Below are 17,099 nucleotides of genomic sequence, written 5' to 3'. Positions count from 1 at the left end.
CTCTCCTCTATTTAACCAGAATTATTTCATATTGGCAACTATTATTTGTATCAACTTCTAATTCTATAGCCTTTTTCTTCATTTTTAAGAACTCTTTAATAATTTCAAAATATATTTCCTTAAAAGATTCTATAAGTGTTTTTGATAATTTCACTTTTATTGTACTGATATCTTTATCTTCTGAACACATCTTGATTTCTTTCATGAGCTCATGAATAAGTGCATCTTGTGATTTTATTTTTCCAGTTCCATTACAATGTGGACATACTTCCTGAAAATAATATGCCAGAGGTTTCCCAGCACGTTTTCTTGTCATCTCTACAAGTCCCAGATCAGTGAAATGAACTATATTATTTTTTATTCTGTCTCTTTGTAAATGTTTTTCCAAAGCTTCAAGTACTTTGATTTTATCCTCTTCCACTCTCATATCAATAAAATCTATTATTATTATCCCACCAAAATTTCTAAGTCTAAGCTGTCTAGGTATCTCTTTGGCTGCCTCTATATTAGTATTTACAACTGTCTCTTCAAGATTTAAACTTCCCGTGTTCTTTCCTGTATTTACATCAATACTGATAAGAGCTTCTGTCTTCTGAATAACAAGATATCCTCCACACTCTAACCATACCACTTCATTAAGTGCTTTATCTATCTCTTCATTTATACCATATAAATCAAAGATATCCTTTTCTTTTCCATCTCTGTACAGCTTTATTTTTGTTTTAAGAGTCTTCTCACTGAAAGCGTTAATATAATCTATTACCTCCCAGTATACCTCTTCATTGTCTACTATAAGCTCGTCTATGTCATTAGAGAAAATATCTCTTAATACTGTAGTTATAATTCCATTATCTTTATACAGTACCTCTCCTATTTTAGCTCCCTTTATTTTCTTTTCTATATCCTCCCATTTCTTTACAAGATATTCTATCTCCCTTTCAAAATGGAACTCACTTTTTCCAAAAGCAGCTGTTCTTATTATTACACCCATATTTTCAGGCTTTATCTCTTTAAATATATTTTCTAATCTTTCTCTCTCTTCTTCATCTCTTATTTTTTTTGAAATAGCTATATGATCATTATTAGGCATAAGCACCAGATATTTTCCTGGTATTGTAAAATGTGTAGTGACTCTAGCTCCTTTTGTTCCTCGAGGCTCATTGAGTATCTGTACCACTACATCGTCTCCTACATTAAGTATATCTTCTATAGGCCTGCTGCTGTTTAATATCCCATCTAAATATTTTTCTTCAAATTCTCTCAAATCATTTACATAAAGAAAACCATTTTTTTCCAGTCCGATATTAACAAAAGCTGACTCCATTCCTGGAAGGACATTGGCTACTTTTCCCTTGTATATACTTCCATTTATTCTTCCCTCTTCTTCTCTCTCTACAAGAATTTCTACAACTTTTCCATCTTCTATTATTGCTGCTCTGGATTGAAACTCATCTATATTAATTACTATCTGGTTCATTAATCTCCTTTCTAAGGATATCTAGTCTTGAATATATTCTGTCATTTACAATGACTTCATTTTTTCCAATACTATTGTCTATTTTTATATTAAAATATTCCTTCAGTCTCTCTCTATTTGCTTTTTTTATTCCTACTAGTCTTGATATATTTCTCTCATTTGCTCTTATATCTAATTTTTTTTCTCTATCTGCTATAGTTTTAAAAAAATTATAGTAGATCTCTGTCTCCACAAGTTCTCTGAAAGCTGGATGAAAGGGTCCTCCCAAAACTACCCCTTCTTCTCTTAAGTCTTCACTTGGTTGCAATCCAACTCTTATTACATTCACCCCACTACTCTCTAGGAGTGAGTATATTTTTCTAGTTCTTTCCACTGCCTCTTCAATAGATAAAGCCTTATACTCTCCATCTTTGAACATCTCTTCCATCTTTGTTCCTTTTATTACAAGAGTTGGGTATATTCTTGCTGTATCAGGATTCATTTTCAGAGCTTTTTCTGCTGTGAAAAAATCACTTTCAAATGTTGATTCAGGAAGACCTATCATAAGCTGTATTCCCAGTTCTATATTATATTCTTTCAACAAACTGCATGCTTCAGCTACTACCTCTGCTGGATAGTACCTTGCTGTTGCTTTCAATACTTTTTCATCTAAAGACTGAACTCCAAGTTCTACTGAAGTCACTCCATATTTTTTCAACTGTTCCACTATCTCTTTATTTATGCAGTCAGGCCTTGTAGATAGTCTTATACCGTCTACTAATCCCTTCTTAATATATTCATGTACCGTCTCTAGATATTGTCTCTGGAGATCAAAAGAGATCCCTGTAAAAGTTCCACCAAAAAAAGCCACTTCTTTTTTGGAATTCTTTGGCAGAGTTTCTAAATATGTTTCTATTGTTTCTTTCAGATCTTCCATTGTCACATCAGTTTCACGTCCATTTATTTTCTTTTGATTACAGAAAACACAAGCATTAGGGCATCCAAAATGACTTATGAAGATGGGAATATTATAGTGCTTCATGTGTTTTTACACCTAACTTTTTACATAATTCTTTAGCTGCTGATTGTTCTGCACTTTTTTTATTTTTTCCTGTTCCTCTTCCTGTTCTATCACCAATCTTTACTTCTATTTCAAATATTTTCTGATGATCAGGCCCAGTTTCTCTTATCACTTCATAAGATGGTATTATTTTATATTCTCTTTGACTGTATTCTTGCAGTATAGTTTTAAAATCTAATATATCTTCATTTTTATCTACATGATCTATTGAATCCTGTATATGACTCAAAGCATATTTTTTTGCTGTTTCAAAATCTGAATCAAGATATATTGCTCCTAATATTGCTTCAAATGCATCTCCCAATATAGAGCTTCTCTCTCTTCCACCTGTCATTTCTTCTCCTTTGCTTAAAAGAAGATATTTTCCAACATCCATTTTTTTAGAAATAGATGCCAGTACAGGTTCACTTACAACCATAGATTTTATTTTGGCTAAGTCTCCCTCAGTTGAACTTTCATGGCTTTTATAAAGATATTCAGTAACAACAAGATCTAGAACTGCATCTCCCAGCAGTTCTAGTCTTTCATTGCTTATTTTTTTATATCTCCAGTGTTCATTTCCAAAAGATCTATGGATAAGTGAATTTTTTAAAAGCTCTTTATTATTAAAAGAATAACCTAAGTTTCCTTCAAGCTCTAAATAATTCCTTTTCAACTTATCCTCCTTATTATATTATTTATATTTTCTCATTGCTATAACAGCATTATGTCCACCAAATCCAAGAGAACTTGACATAGCTACTTCTACAGTTCTTTCTACTGGTGCATTTGGTACATAGTTAAGGTCACAAACTTCATCAGGATTATCATAGTTGATAGTAGGCGGTACTACTCCTGTAAAAATAGTATTAGCTATTAATACAGCTTCAATTCCTCCTGCTGCCCCTAGTCCATGCCCTGTAGCTCCCTTAGTAGAAGAAACTAAAAGTTCTTTAGCTCTTTCACCAAATACAGTTTTTATTGCCATAGTTTCATTTTTATCATTTGCAGGTGTAGATGTTCCATGTGCATTTATATAGTCAACATCATTTAAATCAATGTCTCCCTCTTTTAATGCCATTTTGAAAGCTCTTGCAGCTCCCTCTCCACCATCAGCTGGTGCAGTTATATGATATGCATCACAAGTTTCTCCATACCCTACTACTTCAGCATATATTTTTGCTCCTCTTGCTTTAGCTGATTCTAATTCTTCAAGAATAAGAATTCCAGCTCCTTCTCCCATTACAAATCCGTCTCTGTCTGCTGAGAATGGTCTTGAAGCTTTTTGAGGCTCATCATTTCTAGTAGATAGTGCCTTCATGTTAGCAAAAGCATTCATTGCAAATGGAGTAATAGAAGCTTCAGTTCCTCCAGCTATCATCACTTTAGCTCTTCCTGTTTTTATCATTTCAAAAGCATCCCCAACCGAATGAGTTCCTGCTGCACAAGCTGTAACTATAGATTTATTTGGTCCTTTTGCACCAAAATATATCCCTATATTTCCTGCTGCCATGTTAGATATCATTCCAGGTATAGTAAAAGGAGATATTCTTTTTACTCCCTTTTCAAGCATAGTCTGATGTTGTCCTTCGAATATTTCTATTCCTCCAATACCAGAAGAAACAATTACTCCTACATCTTCACAATTATTTTCATCTATAACAAGACCAGAATCTGCCAATGCCATTTTAGTTGCAGCGATAGCAAATTGAGTGTTTCTTGCCAATTTTTTAACTTCTTTTTTTTCAATTCCAAATTCTAATGGATCAAAATCTTTTACTTCAGCTGCTATTTTAACAGGCATATCTGTAGTATCATATGACTCTATAAGCCCTACTCCAGTTTCTCCTGCTAATATTTTTTTCCAACTTTTTTCTAAACCAGTCCCCAACGCAGTTATTAATCCAAGTCCAGTAACTACTACTCTTTTCACACTCTCACCTCTACTTTATAATTATACTATATATAAGGAACGGGGTACATTCATACCCCGTTTCTTAATATATTAGATTTTCTTATCTTTTTGCTTCAATGTAATCCATAACGTCTTGTACAGTTTTGATTTTTTCAGCATCTGTATCAGGAATTTCTACATCGAATTCTTCTTCAAAAGCCATTATTAATTCAACTGTATCTAGTGAATCTGCTCCTAAATCTTCTACGAAGTTAGCCTCTGGAGTTACTTGTTCAGCGTCAACCCCTAATTGTTCTACTACGATTTCTCTTATTTTATCTAACATTTTTTTCCTCCTTAAAATTCTTTATCTATGCATTATACTTAGATTTTACATTAAATTTTCCAAATCTTCAAGTTTTTCTATATTTTTTATTTCTATTTCCTTGTCGATTTTTTTCACAAGCCCCGCCAATACTTTACCAGGACCAATTTCATAAATTTTTGTTACTCCCTCAGATTTTAATTTTTTTACAGTATCTACCCATTTTACTGGTCCAAAACTTTGAGCATATATCTCATTTTTTATATCTTCAATACTGTTTAAAGTATCAGCTGTAGTATTAGCTACAAGCTTTACATCTGTCATTTGGAAAGTATATTTTTCTGCTTCTTCTTTTAATTTCTCTCCAGCTTCTTTCATTAGAGAAGAATGGAAAGGACCAGATACTGCTAAAGGCATTGCTCTTCTTGCTCCAGCTTCTTTTAAAGCTGTGCATGCTCTTTCAATAGCATCTTTTTGACCAGCTATTACTGTCTGGTTTGGTTCATTAAAGTTTACTGCTTCTACTATTCCTTCAACATTTGTTAATACTTCTTTTATTTTTTCTGAGTCAAGTCCAATGATTGCAGCCATTCCACCATTTACTTTTACAGCTGTATCATTCATAAATTTTCCTCTTGCACTTGTAAGTTTTACTGTATCTTCTGTGCTCAAATATCCTGCTGCTCCAAAAGCTGCATATTCCCCAACTGAGTGTCCAGCAACATAATCAGGTTTTACCCCTTTAGCTTCTAATAATTTTGTAAGTATAAGGCTCATAGAAACGATAGCCGGTTGAGTATTTTTTGTTTCTTTCAATGCTTCTTCTGGTCCTTCAAACATTACTGTCTTAAGATCAAAATCAAGCTTTGAAAACAGACTGTCAAATTCTTTTTTTGCCAGTTCACTGTTCTCATAAAGTTCTTTTCCCATTCCCACATATTGTGTTCCCTGTCCTGGAAATACAAAAGCAATTTTTGACATAAAAAGCCCCCTTATTAATTACACCTGTTTTTTTAATATATCACAGCATTCAAAATATGTCAATAATTAATAAGCCCATTTCATTACGATTGACCCATAAGTAAGTCCAGCACCGAATCCTGTAAGAGCAATTAAATCTCCTTTTTGAAGCATTCCTTTTTCTAACGCTTCTCCTAAAGCAATTCCTACAGAAGCTGCTGAAGTATTTCCATATCTTTGAATATTCATATAGAATTTATCCATAGGCACATGAATTCTTTTAGCTGCTGATTCTATTATTCTTACATTAGCCTGATGTGGAAATATCATTTTTAACTCTTCAGATTTTACATTTGCTATTTTTAAAGCTTTGTTTGTTGCTGATGGAAGAGCGTGTACAGCAAATTTGAAAACTTCCGGTCCTTTCATTACAAGAAAATTCTCTCTATTTGCTATTGTTTCAGCATCATTAGGTTTTTTACTTCCTCCTGCTGGTATTTTAAGAACATAATTGTCCTCTCCTTCTGCTCCAAGGTATGTAGAAAGCATTCCATATCCTTCCTCTACTTCAGATACTACAGCTGCCGCTGCTCCATCTCCAAAAAGGATACAGTTACTTCTATTAGTCATATCAAGTATTCTTGAAAGAACTTCTGCTCCAATTACTAAAACATTTTTATATATCCCACTTCTTATCATTGATCCTGCTATTGTAAGTGAGTATATAAATCCACTACATGCAGCATTTACATCAAATGATGGTACATTTCTTGCTCCCATTTTATGCTGTACAAGACAAGCTGCACTTTGAACAGGGTAGTCTGGTGTAACTGTGGCTACAATTATCATGTCTATATCTTCTATAGTCATTCCTGCAACTTTCAGTGCTTTTTCAGCTGCTTTTACACAAAGATCAGAAGTTGCTTCTTCAGGAGCTGCAAATCTTCTTTCCTCTACTCCTGTCATTGTTCTTATCCACTCATCACTAGTATCTAATATCTTCTCGAAATCAAAGTTAGACATAATTCTTTCTGGAACATAATATCCCATTCCTTTGATTCCTACACTTTTAAATTCCATTCTACCTCCTAATTTGTTTCTTCTTTATCAACATCAATATCTATGACTTTCTTTAATTCCTCTACAAAGTTTATTTCAGCAAATCTGTTTGCAACTTTTATTGCATTTTTTATTCCATTAGAATCTGAATTTCCATGTGCTTTTATAGAAAGACCATTAAGCCCTAAAAATATTGCTCCTCCATATTCAGAAGAATCCATTTTTAATTTTATCATTTTTAAAGCAGGACGAAGCAGAAGAGCTCCTAACATATAAATAACACTCTTCTTAATCTCAGTTTTTATTATACTCAGTACAAATTTTGCAATTCCTTCTGCTGTTTTTAAAACCATGTTTCCTGTAAATCCATCTGTTACAACAACATCTATTTCACCATTCATTACTTCTGTACTTTCAACATTTCCCACAAAATTTATTGCTTTATTTTCCTTTAAAAGTTCGTATGCTCCTCTTGTTACCTCATTACCTTTTCCTTCTTCTGTTCCTATATTTAGAAGTCCTACTTTAGGCTTTTTTCTCCCTAAAAGAATTTCTACATACTTAGAACCCATCATTGCATACTGATTAAGGAATTCTGGTTTACAATCTGCTGTAGCCCCAACATCAAGCATCAACATATGTCCTTTTTTATTAGGAAACATAGTTGCGATAGCTGGTCTTAACACTCCCTTTATTCTTTTCAGCTTAAGTTGACTGGCTGTGATAAGAGCCCCTGTATTTCCTGCTGAAACAGAAGCATCTACAGTTCCTTCTTTTGCTAATTCAAGAGTTCTATTCATAGAAGAATCCTTTTTTGTTTTCACTGCTGTCACAGGATCATCAGTCATCTCTATTACTTCTCTTGTATCTACTATTTCTATTCTCTCTTTAGAATACTTATATTTAGAAAGTTCAGCTTCAATCACTTCTTTTTTTCCAACTAATACAAGTTGTAACTTTTCTATTTCACTCAAAGCGGCTATTGCTCCCTTGATTGTTTCCACTGGGGCATTATCTCCACCCATAGCATCTAAAGCTATTCTCATTCTTTCCTCCCTAAAATAAAAAAACATTTTCTCATATATTATACATTACTTTTTCGAAATAGAAAACTAGATATTTCAATAATTTTAAAAAATATATACATATAAAAAAAGACAAGATTATGGTTCTTGTCTTTTTTTATTTAATTTGCATCCTACGTTGATTACTCAGCGTCTCCAGCTAAAACTTTTTTACCATTATAGTCTCCACAGCTTAAACAAACTCTGTGAGGTCTTTTTGGTGCTCCGCAAACTTCACAAGTTGCTAAACCAGTTCCAGTTAAAGCGTGATGAGATCTTCTCATGTTCTTTTTAGCCTTAGATGTCTTTTTCTTAGGTACTGCCATCTTAGTTTCCCTCCTACTACACTCATATTTAAAAAATTAATTTTTTATTTGTAATAATTGCTGCCACCTTGAATTTATTCCATCATCACTATACTTTTCTATTTCAGAATCGTCTTCGCACTTAGGATTACATTGTGGGTATGGAGGCAGATCAAGTATTATATACTCTCTTACCAATTCTAACAGATCTATCTCTCCATCTATGATTTCATCATAAATTTCATTACTGTCTATTTCACATTCTGCTTTCAGATTTTTCATATATTGTCTATATGCTCCTTCATCTAAAAAACTTCCTGTAAATTCTCCACTTAGATCTATTTCAATATTTTTTAGGCATCTTACACATTGGACAATAGCTTTTGTAGAATATTTTCCACTGATTTCTATCTTTCCATTGTTATCAGAAACTGCACTTCCTAGTACATGTATTTTATCTGAAAGTTCAATGTCACCAATGCTTTCTGCATAAAAATCAAACCTTATAGTATTGTTAAGAACGCTGCTAAAATCTTTAACTCTTAGTTTCAAGACAACCTCCTCCAATCTATACCTAGATATTTTACTAATTTTTTTAAACCTTGTCAAGTAAAATTTCTTCACAAAGATTTTATTTTAAACATTAAACAGGAATTCCATTAAGTCTCCATCTTTTACGATATATTCTTTTCCTTCCAATCTTAACACTCCTGCTTCCTGCGACCCTTTCCATCCTGAATATTTGATAAAATCATCAAAAGAAACTACTTTAGCTCTAATAAATCCTTTTTCAAAATCAGTATGAATTTCTCCAGCTGCTTTAGGTGCAGTATCTCCTATTTTTATAGTCCAAGCTCTTACTTCCTTCACTCCTGCTGTGAAGTAAGTCTGAAGCCCCAGAAGTTTAAAACTTGCTCTTATCAATCTACTAAGTCCTGCTTCCTCTACTCCCAATGTTTCTAAGTATTCCTGCTTCTCAGCTTCATCATCCATTTCTTGAAGTTCAGCTTCCACTTTTGCAGAAACTATTACTACTTGTGATCCTACTGTTTCAGCATATTCTTTTACCTTTTCAACATATTCATTTCCAGATGCAAGATCATCTTCAGATACATTTGCTGCAAATATCATAGGTTTTAAAGTAAGCAGTTGATATGTTCTTAATAATTCTGTCTCCTCAGGAGTCAATGTCAATACTTTCAACAACTGAAAACCATCAAGATGTTCCTTGCATTTTAGCAATACTGGCATTAATTCCATTGATTCTTTATTTTTGCTTGTTACTAATTTTTTATGTTTTTCAATAGCTTTCTCTATAGTTTCCATATCAGCAAAAATAAGCTCAGTATTAATAATCTCGATATCTCTGATTGGATCTACTGATCCACTTACATGAATGACATTTTCATCTTCAAAACATCTTACTACTTGACATATAGCAGCAGTAGTTCTTATATTTGAAAGGAATTTATTTCCAAGTCCTTCTCCTTTAGCTGCTCCTTTTACAAGTCCTGCAATATCTATAAACTCAACAGTTGCCTGTACTACTCTTTGTGGATTAATTATAGCAGAAAGTTGATCAAGTCTTTTATCTGGTACAGTTACCATCCCTACATTTGGTTCTATTGTACAAAAGGGATAGTTTGCTGCCTCAGCAGCTCCAGCTTTCGTTATAGCATTAAAAAGTGTAGATTTTCCTACATTTGGAAGACCCACTATTCCTATTCCAATCATTAAAAAGCCCCTCCTAAAAATTTATATTACTACAAATTTTACCACATATTAGAATATTTGTAAATACTGAGAAAATCTCCATATAAAATAATACAGCTCTCCATTTTTTATTTACTTGAAAGAGTTTCTACATTAATTAATATTTTCTTTCATATGTTTTTTTAACAGCTCTATAAATTTAATTTTATAATCACTTTCATCAGATTTTTTTAATGTTATTAATTCTATTTTTAAGAGCTCAGTCTGATTATTCAAAGGAAATATAAATATTTCATTTTCCTTAGAATTTTTTTCATTATGTTCCAGAATTTTTTTAGTTATCATACCAGGACAAACTACAGCTACAAGACCTGAAGAGCACAAAGCCATCTGTGTATCATAATCCCTTGTATAGTAAAGAGGTTTCAAATATACATCCTCACGTTTTGAATAGAAATCTATTAATTCGTTTATTCTGCTCCATCCTGGTTCTTTTACAAAGGAAATATTTTTAAATTCAGAAAAATCTACTCCTTTTTTCATTTCTTTTAAATTTTTAGAATTAAAATTCTTTTTAAAAAGTTTCGAAGAAATTATTATATTTATTTTTTCCATTCCAAGAAGGTCAGCAGAGTATTTCGAACTGCTGTTTGCATTTACCCCTACAAATACATCTATCTCTCCCTTTAGCAGCATCTGTTCAAGCACCCGTGTTTCACGCATCACAAAAGATATTTCTACATCTGGAAATATTTCATTATATATAGGAAGAAGTTCAGGAAGTATAAGGCTTATCCTAGTGGCATTCATTCCTACTGTAAGTTTTTTATTATTCTTTAATCTATCAAACTTCATTTTTATATTTTCTTCTATTTTTTGCATATCCAAAACAGATTCATAAAGTATCTGCCCTGCTTCAGTCAGAGAAAAATGTGGTTTTCTATTAAAAAGTAAAATTCCATAATCCTCTTCTAATCTTTTTATATGATCACTTACACATTGCTGTGTTACAAAACATCTTGCTGCTGCTCTGCTTACACTTAACTCTTCAGCTACCTTTAAAAATATTTCAAAACTTGTTGTCATATTTTTCTCCCCCTCTCCTCTTATTATATATTCACAAGTTTATTCTTGTGAGTTGTTAAACTATATACTGTTTTACTTTTTTCTATTTAAAATCTATAATTTAAATATAAATCATAGAAACTAAAAAAATTTTTATACTATAAAATTATATTTCACTTGTATATCACACATAATTAATATACCAGATTGATAAAAAAATTATCTGAATCTTTTAGATAATTTTGTCATACCCTATAAAAAGCTACAGCTGTAACTGTAGTTTTTTACTTCTTATATCAATTTTAACATATTAATTTCTCTTTGTCTTACAAGATTATTCTTGTGAGATATTAAATTATATACTGTTTTACTTTTTTTATGTTTAAATTTAAAATATCATTATATAAAAATAAGGCTGGTCATAAAAGACCAGCCCTTGTGAGTTAGGGTATTCACAACAAATATAGAAAGTTCAACAATAGGTTTTATTTAAACATATTGATGAAAAATGTTATTACTGTTGCGTTTGTAAAATCTATAAATAATGCTCCAACGATAGGTAGAACAAAGAAAGCTCTTGTTGCAGGCCCATTTTCTTTAGTAAATACTTCCATGTTAGCCATTGCATTTGGAGTTGCTCCAAGTCCAAATCCACAGTGTCCTGTTGCTATAACAGCAGCATCGTAGTCTTTTCCATTGAAATTGAATGTAATAAAGTATGCATAAGCTGCCATGATCACTGTTTGTATTAATAGTATTGTTACTATTGGTACAGCAAGTGCAGCAAGTTCCCACAATTTCAATGTCATTAATGCCATTGCCAAGAATAGAGACAGTGCTATATTTCCTGTGATAGATATTTCTTTCATAGGAAGCTCTTTTTTCGACATATCAGCTATATTTCTGATTATAGCAGCGATAAACATTGGTCCAATATATGCTGGAATTACTACTCCATAAGTTTTCAAGAATGGTGCTATCCAGTATCCAATTCCCATTGCCAATGATATAACAACTACTGCATCAAATAAAGTAGATTCTGAAACAGGATTAACAGTTGCATCTTCTAATTCTTCAATTGACATTCCTGTTTCTTCTAAATTTGGTTTTAAATTATATTTTTCTTTAAGTCTTTTAGCAATTGGTCCACCAATTAGACATCCTGCAATTAATCCATAAGTTGCAGCAGCTATTGAAACTGAAAGTCCTCCAGTAACTCCTAATTGTTCTAGAACTGGTCCAAAAGCTCCAGAAGTTCCATGTCCTCCTGTTAATGGAATAGAACCTACAGCTAGTCCAAGTAATGGATTAAGTCCAAAAACTTTAGCCATTGAAACTCCAACTACGTCTTGAATTATTACAAGAACTGTGGCAGTTATTAAGAATATAACAACTCCAACTCCACCTTTTTTCAACAGTTTTCCACTTGCAGTAAATCCTATTGTAGTAAAGAATATCAGCATTAGAAAATCTTTCAAGACACCATCAAAATTAAAGGTAAAAGCACCAGTGTTATTACCAATCAATAGAAGTATAGAAAATATAACTCCTCCTACAACTGGAGCAGGGATAAAGAATTTTTCAAGAAAATTAACTCTTTTCTTAACCTCTCTACCAAGTAAAAGTACAACTATTGCAACCGCCAGTGTTTCTGCCATATTAAAGTTTACTGTCAACATAATTTTCCCTCCATATAATATTTTATTGTTTTAAATAAAAATATATGAAGGTTTTAATTCCGAAGCACCCGCTCCTTGTATCGTGATAATATTGTATAATCAGCTCTTACTCCAATAGTTTTTTCTATTAGTTCAGTTTTTATTCCTGGAACAGAAGAACCTTCTGTCTTAAAAAATACATCTGACCAAAATATATCTTCTTTAGGAGCAAGCCTGCTTTCCATTTTTACTTTTTCTAATGTGAGAATCACATAATTTTTCTCACTATTTCCTTGACCAGCTTCAAATAATCTATCTGTTGTCGTTTCTCTAAAAACAGGTTGAGAAGTATTTGGAGCAGCACTTGATGTAGTTACTATAGCAAATACACAAGATATCATAAAATATAAAATTTTCTCTCTCATCATACTTCCCTCCCTTTTATTTTTTGTCCATAACTCTTTATACCACTTTTAAACATTAATGTCAATATGAAGTCTTTTTTTATAAAAAACAGTATTGTTTTTTCATAAATATATGCCTATACACGAAGAGCTGCCTCATCTGCTGCTATCTCTTCTTTTGTTTTTAATCTTACTTTTGGCTCTCTAGGCAGAGCAAATTTAGGTATAAATCTATCCCATCCAGTCAATGTTAAAATAAGCATACTAAAAACAGCTATGTACGCAATAAAATTATATTTTATTATGTCCATAGGCACAAATTCATGTAAAGGATAAACTGTAGCTGCTATACCAATATAAAATCCTATGTATACATGCCATGGAATTAATTGTGATCCAAATACTCCCATTGCGTCACTGAATGTTGCATTTCTCAATTTCAGTGTATACATATCTTCTTCACTGGCAACTACATTTTTTTCTACAAGGTTCTTAATGATAGGTCCAATAGTAACTATTTGAGCCATCTCATCTGCAAGAGCCATATTTCCAAATATTGAAAGAACAGCATTCCAGAACATAAGCTGTCTTACATTTCTTGATATTCTTCCTAGAAGATCTGATAATGGTTTAAAAGCATCCATCATTTTCATTATTCCACCAAATGCTGCTACCCACATCATCATTACAACAACCCAACCTCCTGCTCCTGCAAATCCTGACATGATTAGATCATTCAAGAAAGAGTCAGTGCTAGTTACTGTACCTGCAAATCTTCCTAAAATATAAGCTGATGCTATTCCTAAGAATAGGCATATAAATGTCTGATATCCCATAAATGCTGTAATAAGAACTAATATTAATGGTATTATCATATAATATGGAACTCCATCTCTTACTTGATTCAGCAATATAACTGCTGATTCTCTCTCTTCAGCTAGTTTTGCCCATACTTCTGCTGGTATTTGACTAATAGCTTCTGCTCCATTTCCAGCTACTGATGAAGGTACCATAATCATTCCTGCTATACCAAAAGATACTATTCCAAATAACAATACTAATCCAGACCATACACCTTGATGTTTTACTCTTCTGACAACTTCTACTCCCTGTATTCCAGAACTTACTATTGTAGTATCTGAAATAAGACCAATGTTGTCACCAAAGCATGCTCCACCTGCTATAGCTCCAACAGTTAACAGAATATTTCCTCCAACTATGTGATTAAGCCATAAGAAGATAGGTGCACAGGCTGCAAATGTTCCCCAGCTTGTTCCAGTAGCTATTGACAATATAGATGTCACTATTGCTCCTACAAGAGCAACTGTTTTCCCTGTAATTCCAAGAGTCAATGCCATATTGATGATTGATGCTCCTACTCCAGTTGCCATAAATACTTCAGCCATAGCATATGCTGCCATTAGAATAAACAATGCAATAGTTATCTCTCTTACATTTGTTATTGCAGCATCTAAAACATGTGAAAAGTTTTTCTTTTCTGTCCACATTGCTACTGCTGCTGCAACTATTGTTGCTAATGGTGCTGCTATTAAAGCATCAAACCCGCTCATCATAAGTGCTGCCAAAACCAATACTGGTACTAATTTAATTATTGCTATTATTCCCATCTTTGCCTCCGGTTAATTTTATTTGATTTTAATTATCTGAAAGATGGGTAAAATCAAATTCGGAGTACTCGATCTTTATAGCGATATAAAATTGTATAATAAGGCAATTCCCTGCCCGTTATTTCTGCTTCTTTATTATTTCTATTAATCTCTTCGCTTATTTCTGTATGAAAAACATTTTCATAAAAGATTTCAAATTTTCCTTTTATCTTATTAGTTAAATCATTTTCTGGTTCTATTTTATTAATAAAGATAGAAGTATAATTTTTTATTTTACTTTCCTGTATCTCCAACAAAAGTATATTTTGTCCTTTTTCTTTAAACTGCCAATGGACTTTATCTATTTTATTATTTGTTGAAGTAATTACAGCAAATACACATGAAATTATAAAATAAAATAATTTTATTTTCATAATCAGTCCATCCTCCTTCAGTTTAATTTCAAAGGTCTATATTAAGTATATTACTACCACCTTTTATACCTTTTGTCAACATTTATAAAAATATTATTCCACATAAATTTTCATATAAAATTTTTCTTTTATTTTTAACTTTTGTAAAATAATAGGGGACAGCAATAGAATCTGCCCCCATATTATTCAATTTTTAATTACTATGCATGAATTGCCGCTTCATCAGCTTTTTTTTCTTCAGCAGTTTTTAATCTTACTTTAGGTTCTCTAGGCAGAGCAAATTTAGGTATAAATCTATCAAAACCTGTTAAAGTTAAGAATAACATACTAAATACAGCTATGAAAGCTATAAAGTTATACTTTATAATATCTATTGCTATGAATTCATGTAAAGGATATACTGTAGAAGCTATACCTATATAGAATCCAATATAAACGTGCCATGGAATCAATTGAGATCCAAATACTCCCATTGCGTCACTGAATGTTGCATTTCTAAGTTTAAGAGTATATATATCCTCTTCACTTCCAACTACATTCTTTTCAACAAGGTTTCTGATGATTGGTCCAATAGTTACTATTTGTGCCATTTCATCTGCAAGTGCCATGTTTCCAAATATTGAAAGAATTGCATTCCAGAACATAAGCTGTCTTACATTTTTTGAAATTTTTCCAACTAAGTCTGACACAGGTTTGAAGGCATCCATTACCTTCATTATTCCACCAAAGGCTGCTACCCACATCATCATTACTACAACCCATGATCCTGCATCTGCAAATCCAGTCATTACAAGGTCATTTAAGTAATCAGTTGTACTAGTTACAGTACCTGCAAATTTACCAAGTACATATGCTGCTGCTATTCCTAAGAATAAACAGATAAATGTTTGATATCCCATAAATGCTGCAACAAGAACCAATACTAGAGGGATTACCATATAATAAGGAACTCCATCTCTTACTTGATTCAATAATGTAACTGCTGATTCTCTTTCTTCAGCTAGTTTTGTCCATACTTCTGCTGGTATTTGATTAATAGCTTCAGATCCATTTCCAGTTACTGATGGAAGTCCCATCATCATTCCTGCAACTCCAAAAGCTACTACTCCACATAATAGTACAAGCCCAGACCATACACCTTGGTGTCTGATTCTTCTAACAACTTCTACCCCTTGTATACCAGAACTTACTATTGTAGTATCAGAAATAAGACCAATGTTATCTCCAAAACATGCTCCTCCAGCTATTGCTGCTGTAGTAAGAAGAATATTTCCTCCAACTATATGGTTAAGCCATAAGAAGATAGGTGCACAGGCTGCAAATGTTCCCCAGCTTGTTCCTGTAGCTATTGATAATACAGAAGTTACTATTGCTCCTGTAAGTGCAACAGTCTTTCCTGTTATCCCCAAGTTTAATGCCATATTGATGATTGATGCTCCAACTCCAGTTGACATGAATGTCTCTGCAAGAGCATAAGCTGCCATCAAAATAAACAATGCTATTGTTATTTCTCTTACATTTGTTATCGCTGCATCCAAGATGTATGCGAAGTTTTTCTTCTCTGTCCACATAGCTATCAATGCTGCAACTATTGTTGCCAAAGGTGCTGCGATCAGAGCATCAAATCCGCTTATCATAAGTGCTGCTAGCACAAAAACCGGACTTAACTTAAGTACTGCTATCATATTTTTACCTCCAAAATATTATTAGGTTTAAATTAAGAATAAGCAATAGCAGTGGTATCTACAAATTTTATTTTATATTCTTTCAAAAAAAATAAAAAAATATATCCCTAACCTATACTTTCTTTTTTCTTCTGCTAGAATAGTTCATAAAAATAAAACTTTCATAGGTATACTCATTCTGCTTTTATTCCCATTTCCTATTACTTTTTTACCATCTTTTCGTTTAGTTGTCAAGCTATATATTTCAAAACTAAACATATTACACATGTTTTTTAACATTTGTATACCTTCTTTTACTAAGAGAAATGTATAAAAATTGCCCCTTTCTCAATTTTTATTTTTAAAATCCTTTATTTTAAAAAAAATTTCTATTCTTTTTATCTCTTAAAATTTTTTTAATCAAACAAAAA

18 protein-coding genes are annotated in these 17,099 nt (G+C 32.3%); all 18 read right to left on the bottom strand.

Annotation, left to right across the window (positions count from 1 at the left end; all coding sequences use genetic code 11):
* Positions 1-7: 7 nt before the first annotated feature.
* A complete protein-coding gene (locus C4N20_RS08770; protein WP_005979130.1) occupies positions 8-1,477 on the bottom strand; it encodes an Rne/Rng family ribonuclease in 1,470 nt (489 codons plus the stop codon).
* Complete coding sequence (locus C4N20_RS08765; RefSeq protein ID WP_005979128.1) at positions 1,458-2,498, bottom strand: elongator complex protein 3; 1,041 nt, start codon at positions 2,496-2,498, stop codon at positions 1,458-1,460. The genes C4N20_RS08770 and C4N20_RS08765 overlap by 20 nt, the downstream gene beginning before the upstream one ends.
* On the bottom strand, positions 2,485-3,192 hold the full coding sequence (rnc, locus tag C4N20_RS08760; RefSeq protein WP_005979125.1) for a ribonuclease III: 708 nt from the start codon (positions 3,190-3,192) through the stop codon (positions 2,485-2,487). Before rnc ends, C4N20_RS08765 begins: the two co-directional genes overlap by 14 nt.
* Before the next feature lie 18 nt (positions 3,193-3,210).
* Positions 3,211-4,449, bottom strand: coding sequence for a beta-ketoacyl-ACP synthase II (fabF, locus tag C4N20_RS08755; RefSeq protein ID WP_005979123.1), 1,239 nt, complete (start codon positions 4,447-4,449; stop codon positions 3,211-3,213).
* An 82-nt stretch (positions 4,450-4,531) separates the two neighbouring features.
* Positions 4,532-4,756, bottom strand: a complete 225-nt coding sequence (acpP, locus tag C4N20_RS08750; protein ID WP_005979121.1) for an acyl carrier protein — start codon at positions 4,754-4,756, stop codon at positions 4,532-4,534.
* Between the two features lie 45 nt (positions 4,757-4,801).
* Positions 4,802-5,716, bottom strand: a complete 915-nt coding sequence (fabD, locus tag C4N20_RS08745) for an ACP S-malonyltransferase (protein WP_005979119.1) — start codon at positions 5,714-5,716, stop codon at positions 4,802-4,804.
* Between the two features lie 66 nt (positions 5,717-5,782).
* A complete protein-coding gene (locus tag C4N20_RS08740) occupies positions 5,783-6,775 on the bottom strand; it encodes a beta-ketoacyl-ACP synthase III (RefSeq protein WP_005979117.1) in 993 nt (330 codons plus the stop codon).
* 8 nt (positions 6,776-6,783) lie between these two features.
* Positions 6,784-7,800: a phosphate acyltransferase PlsX gene (gene plsX, locus C4N20_RS08735; RefSeq protein WP_005979114.1), complete on the bottom strand. Its 1,017-nt coding sequence runs from the start codon at positions 7,798-7,800 to the stop codon at positions 6,784-6,786.
* Between the two features lie 161 nt (positions 7,801-7,961).
* The gene (rpmF, locus tag C4N20_RS08730) at positions 7,962-8,144 is read right to left on the bottom strand and encodes a 50S ribosomal protein L32 (RefSeq protein WP_005949123.1); all 183 of its coding nucleotides are present in this window, start codon (positions 8,142-8,144) and stop codon (positions 7,962-7,964) included.
* A gap of 36 nt (positions 8,145-8,180) precedes the next feature.
* On the bottom strand, positions 8,181-8,675 hold the full coding sequence (locus tag C4N20_RS08725) for a YceD family protein (RefSeq protein ID WP_005979112.1): 495 nt from the start codon (positions 8,673-8,675) through the stop codon (positions 8,181-8,183).
* Positions 8,676-8,759: 84 nt separating this feature from the next.
* On the bottom strand, positions 8,760-9,857 hold the full coding sequence (gene ychF / locus C4N20_RS08720; RefSeq protein WP_005979110.1) for a redox-regulated ATPase YchF: 1,098 nt from the start codon (positions 9,855-9,857) through the stop codon (positions 8,760-8,762).
* A gap of 132 nt (positions 9,858-9,989) precedes the next feature.
* Complete coding sequence (locus C4N20_RS08715) at positions 9,990-10,922, bottom strand: LysR family transcriptional regulator (RefSeq protein WP_005979107.1); 933 nt, start codon at positions 10,920-10,922, stop codon at positions 9,990-9,992.
* Between the two features lie 464 nt (positions 10,923-11,386).
* Positions 11,387-12,580, bottom strand: coding sequence for a sodium/glutamate symporter (gltS, locus tag C4N20_RS08710; RefSeq protein WP_005979105.1), 1,194 nt, complete (start codon positions 12,578-12,580; stop codon positions 11,387-11,389).
* 53 nt (positions 12,581-12,633) lie between these two features.
* Positions 12,634-12,984: a hypothetical protein gene (locus C4N20_RS08705; protein ID WP_005979102.1), complete on the bottom strand. Its 351-nt coding sequence runs from the start codon at positions 12,982-12,984 to the stop codon at positions 12,634-12,636.
* A 116-nt stretch (positions 12,985-13,100) separates the two neighbouring features.
* Complete coding sequence (locus tag C4N20_RS08700; RefSeq protein ID WP_005979099.1) at positions 13,101-14,591, bottom strand: Na+/H+ antiporter NhaC family protein; 1,491 nt, start codon at positions 14,589-14,591, stop codon at positions 13,101-13,103.
* Between the two features lie 53 nt (positions 14,592-14,644).
* Positions 14,645-15,004 carry a hypothetical protein gene (locus tag C4N20_RS08695; protein WP_005979097.1) on the bottom strand — a complete coding sequence of 120 codons (360 nt, stop codon included), beginning with the start codon at positions 15,002-15,004 and terminating at the stop codon, positions 14,645-14,647.
* Positions 15,005-15,204: 200 nt separating this feature from the next.
* Entirely contained in the window at positions 15,205-16,689 is a 1,485-nt protein-coding gene (locus C4N20_RS08690) for a Na+/H+ antiporter NhaC family protein (RefSeq protein ID WP_005979095.1), read from the bottom strand.
* Between the two features lie 144 nt (positions 16,690-16,833).
* Positions 16,834-16,968 (bottom strand): hypothetical protein, encoded by a 135-nt coding sequence (locus C4N20_RS16790; RefSeq protein WP_005979093.1) that lies wholly within the window; start codon positions 16,966-16,968, stop codon positions 16,834-16,836.
* Positions 16,969-17,099 lie beyond the last annotated feature (131 nt).

Origin of the sequence: Fusobacterium ulcerans (genome assembly GCF_003019675.1) — a bacterium.
Lineage (GTDB): Bacteria > Fusobacteriota > Fusobacteriia > Fusobacteriales > Fusobacteriaceae > Fusobacterium_A > Fusobacterium_A ulcerans.
The sequence above is the reverse complement of the archived record's forward strand: the minus strand, read 5'-3'. Positions and strand labels throughout refer to the sequence as shown.

Bases quoted from the DNA above. Each gene is read 5' to 3' on its own strand.
- gltS (WP_005979105.1), bottom strand. From the start codon at position 12,580: ATGTTGACAGTAAACTTTAATATGGCAGAAACACTGGCGGTTGCAATA.
- C4N20_RS08705 (WP_005979102.1), bottom strand. From the start codon at position 12,984: ATGAGAGAGAAAATTTTATATTTTATGATATCTTGTGTATTTGCTATA.
- C4N20_RS08700 (WP_005979099.1), bottom strand. From the start codon at position 14,591: ATGGGAATAATAGCAATAATTAAATTAGTACCAGTATTGGTTTTGGCA.
- fabD (WP_005979119.1), bottom strand. From the start codon at position 5,716: ATGTCAAAAATTGCTTTTGTATTTCCAGGACAGGGAACACAATATGTG.
- ychF (WP_005979110.1), bottom strand. From the start codon at position 9,857: ATGATTGGAATAGGAATAGTGGGTCTTCCAAATGTAGGAAAATCTACA.
- C4N20_RS08695 (WP_005979097.1), bottom strand. From the start codon at position 15,004: ATGAAAATAAAATTATTTTATTTTATAATTTCATGTGTATTTGCTGTA.
- C4N20_RS08770 (WP_005979130.1), bottom strand. From the start codon at position 1,477: ATGAACCAGATAGTAATTAATATAGATGAGTTTCAATCCAGAGCAGCA.
- rpmF (WP_005949123.1), bottom strand. From the start codon at position 8,144: ATGGCAGTACCTAAGAAAAAGACATCTAAGGCTAAAAAGAACATGAGA.
- C4N20_RS08715 (WP_005979107.1), bottom strand. From the start codon at position 10,922: ATGACAACAAGTTTTGAAATATTTTTAAAGGTAGCTGAAGAGTTAAGT.
- C4N20_RS08690 (WP_005979095.1), bottom strand. From the start codon at position 16,689: ATGATAGCAGTACTTAAGTTAAGTCCGGTTTTTGTGCTAGCAGCACTT.
- acpP (WP_005979121.1), bottom strand. From the start codon at position 4,756: ATGTTAGATAAAATAAGAGAAATCGTAGTAGAACAATTAGGGGTTGAC.
- plsX (WP_005979114.1), bottom strand. From the start codon at position 7,800: ATGAGAATAGCTTTAGATGCTATGGGTGGAGATAATGCCCCAGTGGAA.
- C4N20_RS16790 (WP_005979093.1), bottom strand. From the start codon at position 16,968: ATGTTAAAAAACATGTGTAATATGTTTAGTTTTGAAATATATAGCTTG.
- C4N20_RS08765 (WP_005979128.1), bottom strand. From the start codon at position 2,498: ATGAAGCACTATAATATTCCCATCTTCATAAGTCATTTTGGATGCCCT.
- C4N20_RS08740 (WP_005979117.1), bottom strand. From the start codon at position 6,775: ATGGAATTTAAAAGTGTAGGAATCAAAGGAATGGGATATTATGTTCCA.